This is a genomic window from Nostocoides sp. (assembly GCF_035343835.1).
Classification (GTDB): domain Bacteria; phylum Actinomycetota; class Actinomycetes; order Actinomycetales; family Dermatophilaceae; genus Nostocoides_A; species Nostocoides_A vanveenii.
Genome location: NZ_DAOQZV010000274.1, coordinates 1 through 3,891 on the forward strand (window position 1 = coordinate 1; position 3,891 = coordinate 3,891).

Here is a 3,891-nt window from a genome sequence, read left to right on the forward strand (position 1 = left end):
GAGATCCGCGAGGAGATTGTCGACGTCGTCAAGGACGAACTCGACTGATCTTGGGTCCACCGAAAGCTCACAATTGTGCAGTTTCGGGATCAGCCGACCTGTGGCCTTGGCCGTTATGTGGCGGGGTTCTGTCGCCGCTTCGTGAGTTCCCTGATGATCGGGCGAATCGTCCCGTGGGTCGATCCCCAACTGACACAGCCTCGTTCGCACGCTTAGCGACTCCGGGCTGCGTAAAACCACTTCAGTCCTCGCTGTATAGTTCAGCGCATGCTGACCATTGCTTCTCGCCTGGACGTGATGAACCGGTTGGGCCGCGCGCTGGCCGACCCGACCAGGTCCCGGATCATCCTGACGCTGCTCGACCGGCCGGCCTACCCGGCAGAGCTGGCCCGCGATCTGGACCTCACACGCTCCAACGTGTCCAATCATCTGGCGTGCCTGCGCGACTGCGGCATCGTTGCTGCCGAACCCGAGGGCCGCAAGACGCGCTACGAGATCGCCGATCCCCACCTGACGCAGGCGCTGACCGCCCTGGTTGACGTCACCCTCGCGGTTGACGAGAACGCCCCGTGCATCGATCCTGCCTGCTCGGTGCACGGATGCGACGCAGCAGAGGCGGGCGCGTGATCCTGGCTGCGGTCCTGCAGGCAATCGGCCTGTTCATCGCGACCAACATCGACGACATCATCGTGCTCTCCTTGTTCTTCGCCCGCGGCGCGGGCCAACGCGGGACGACCACCCGCATCTTGGTCGGCCAGTACGTGGGGTTCGCCTGCATCCTCGGTGCCGCTGTGCTGGTGACTATCGGAGCCGGAGCATTCCTGCCCTCAGCAGCTATCCCGTACTTCGGGCTCATCCCCCTGGCCCTCGGTCTCTGGGCTGCATGGCAAGCCTGGCGCGGAGACGATGACGACGATGACGCCAAGGTCACGGGCACGAAGGTCAGCGCGTGGACCGTCGCAGGAGTCACCTTCGCCAACGGCGGAGACAACATCGGCGTCTATGTCCCCGTCTTCCTCAGCGTGGAACCCATCGCAGTGGTCGCCTACTGCCTCGTCTTCCTCGCGCTCGTCGCGGTCCTGGTCGTAGTCGCCAAGTTCGTTGCCACCCGGCCGCCGATCGCTGAAGTCCTCGAGCGCTGGGAACACATCCTGTTCCCCATCGTCCTGATCGGCCTCGGCATCGTCATCCTCGTCAGCGGAGGAGCGTTCGGTCTCTGACGGAGCCAAAGCGAACGAGAGAGGTCGCCAGGCTCGACGCTCCGGTATAGGGATCCCTGTGCGGGTTCATGCTGCGCAGCAGGAGAGTTTGGTGATGTCGGTGGTGAAGGTTTGGGCGGTGAGTTTGAGGCCTTCGGCCATGGTCAGGTAGGGGCTCCAGAGGTTGGCGACCTGGTCGGTGGTCATGCCGGCCTCGAGGATGTAGACGCCGGCGGCGGCGAGGTCACCGGCGTCCTGGGCGAGGGCGGTGATGCCGATGATGCGGCCGGTGTCGGCGTCGGTGACGATCTTGATGAGCCCGCGGGTGTCACGGTTGACGATGGCGCGCGGGACGTGCGCCAGGGGCAGGACGCGGCTGTCGCAGCGGATCCCGGCAGTGCGGGCCTGCTGGTCGGTCATTCCGACGGAGGCCAGGGCGGGGCTGGTGAACACGACCCGGGGCAGGTGGCGGTAGTCGACCTCCCGGCCGGCTCCGGTGAGGGCGTTGTCGGCGACCAGGGCGCCGTGGGCCGCGGCGACGTACACGAACTGCGGGTGGGCGGTGACGTCACCCGCGGCCCAGATCCGCGGGTTCGTGGTGCGCAGGTGGCTGTCGATGATGACCTCGCCGCGCTTGCCGGCGCGCACGCCGATGGTGTCGAGGCCGAGCGTGCCGGTGACCGGGCGGCGGCCGGTGGCAACGAGGAGCTCGGCCGCGCGGAGCTCGTGTGAGCCGTCGGCGGTGGTGGCGGTGACCGTGACCTCGCCGGTGGCCGGGTCGCGGCGCACCGCGGTGGGCACCGCGCCGCGGATGATCTCGATGCCTTCGTCGGCGAGGATTTCTTCCAGGGCGGTGGCGGCCTCGGGTTCCTCGTGGGAGGCCAGCCGTGAGCGGACGAGCATGGTGACCTGGGCACCGAGGCGGGAGAAGAGCTGGGCCTGCTCCATGGCGACGTAGCCGCCGCCGATGACCAGCAGCGACTCCGGGACGTGGTCCAGCTCCATCGCGGTCGTCGAGGTCAGATAACCGGCCTCCTGCAGGCCGGGGACCGGCGGCGCCCAGGGCGTGGAGCCGGTAGCGATGAGGTGGTGCGCGGCCCGGACGGTTTCCGCCGTGCCGTCCGGGCCGGTCACGCGGAGTGCCGGCTCAGTCGGTGTGCCGACGAAGGTGGCCTCGCCGGGGTGGAGGGCCCACCCGTACTCGGCGGCCAGGGCCGCGTACTTCTCGCTGCGCAGCGATCCGACGAGCTTGTCCTTGCCGGCGACCATGGCGGGCATGTCGACCGGTGGGGCGTCGGGGAGTGGCAGACCGGGGAACCGGGCGGCGTCGAGTGTGACGTGGCGGGCCTCGGCGGCCGCGAGCAGGGCTTTGGAGGGCACACACCCGGTGTTCACGCAGGTACCGCCGATGGTGCCGCGCTCGATCATCACCACCCGCTTGCCCAGGGTGGTGGCGCGGATCGCGGCCGCGAACGCCGCCCCACCGGACCCGATCACTGCCAGGTCATACGACCTGCCCTTGTCCGTTGCCGTCATAAGTCCTCCCTTGTTGCCGCGCCTCAGGACCAGGATCGACCTTCCAGTGCACTGGAAGGTCAAGGCAGAATGAGTGGCATGCGGATCGGTGAGGTGGCTCAGGCGTCGGGCACGACAGCTAAGACCCTGCGGTACTACGAGGACGTCGGACTCCTCCCCGACCCCGACCGCAGCCCGGCGGGGTACCGGGACTACGGCCCCGAGGTGCTCGACCGGCTGCACTTCATCCGCCGGGGCCAAGCCGCCGGGCTGACCCTGGCCCAGATCGGCCAGGTGCTGGCCATCCGAGACCGGGGCCAGGCCCCCTGCCAGCACGTCACCGACCTGCTCGACACCCGCCTCGCGGTCATCGACCGGCAGCTCGCCGAGCTCGCGCAGCTACGCACCACGATCGCCATCCTGCGCGAGCACGCCACCACCGGCGACCCGGCCACATGCTCCCCCGAGGACGTCTGCCGCTACCTGTGACCCGCGAAGGTCACCGGCCCGTGGCACCATCGCGACATGGCCGATGACACCCAGCAACGATGCTCGTGCTGCGGCCGCCAGCGGCCACGAAGGTCGCTCCACGCACTCGGGAGCGAACCGGCCTACATCTGCCGAAGGTGCGCGCTCTGGGTCGCCCTTCACATCGCTCGCGACTGAACGACTCCGCCCGCAACGCGGGCACGCCGCCGGCCGCGGCGAACATCGTCGGATGGTGCGCGAAGGAACCAAAGGGCGCGAATGACGACCAATCATCACGCCGCCAGCGCGATCGCGGGCGCCCGTTGCCGCACTCCTCATCCGACGGTCTGAGCTCCACCGCCTGGCAGCGGTCCGAAGCCTGGAGAGGGCATCGGAACCGGACGGGACCCCCTAACGCTCAGTGGTCCGCCCTCGCAGCGGTTGCGGTCGGTCCAGTTGTCCGTCCCGTAGGAGGAACCCGTTGCGGAGGCGGTGCAGGTCATCGGCGGAAACCCACGCCCGAATGTTCGCAAGACCGCCCGAGAAGGGTTGTCCGGTGACGGTGCGTCATATGGGACGGCCTGTCGTCCCGTAAACGAACGATTCCGCTACAGCGATGACGAGGGTGCGTTGCCCTGTCTGTGGCTTGCGCCACACACAATTGTGCAGTTTCGGGATCAGCCGACCGAAAGCTCACAATTGTGCAGTT

General features: G+C 68.3%; 4 protein-coding genes. 3 read left to right on the top strand and 1 reads right to left on the bottom strand.

Features of this window, described 5'->3' with window-relative positions; translation table 11 throughout:
• The first annotated feature begins 267 nt into the window (after positions 1 to 267).
• The gene (locus PKH97_RS14615) at positions 268 to 627 is read left to right on the top strand and encodes a metalloregulator ArsR/SmtB family transcription factor (protein WP_028708027.1); all 360 of its coding nucleotides are present in this window, start codon (positions 268 to 270) and stop codon (positions 625 to 627) included.
• Entirely contained in the window at positions 624 to 1,220 is a 597-nt protein-coding gene (locus PKH97_RS14620; protein ID WP_030153505.1) for a cadmium resistance transporter, read from the top strand. The genes PKH97_RS14615 and PKH97_RS14620 overlap by 4 nt, the downstream gene beginning before the upstream one ends.
• A 66-nt stretch (positions 1,221 to 1,286) precedes the next feature.
• Here the strand turns inward: PKH97_RS14620 and merA are convergent, their stop codons facing one another.
• Positions 1,287 to 2,735, bottom strand: a complete 1,449-nt coding sequence (gene merA / locus PKH97_RS14625; protein WP_030153508.1) for a mercury(II) reductase — start codon at positions 2,733 to 2,735, stop codon at positions 1,287 to 1,289.
• A 78-nt stretch (positions 2,736 to 2,813) separates the two neighbouring features.
• Between merA and PKH97_RS14630 the strand changes: the two genes are divergently transcribed.
• The gene (locus PKH97_RS14630; RefSeq protein WP_028708020.1) at positions 2,814 to 3,203 is read left to right on the top strand and encodes a heavy metal-responsive transcriptional regulator; all 390 of its coding nucleotides are present in this window, start codon (positions 2,814 to 2,816) and stop codon (positions 3,201 to 3,203) included.
• The last annotated feature ends 688 nt before the right edge of the window (positions 3,204 to 3,891 follow it).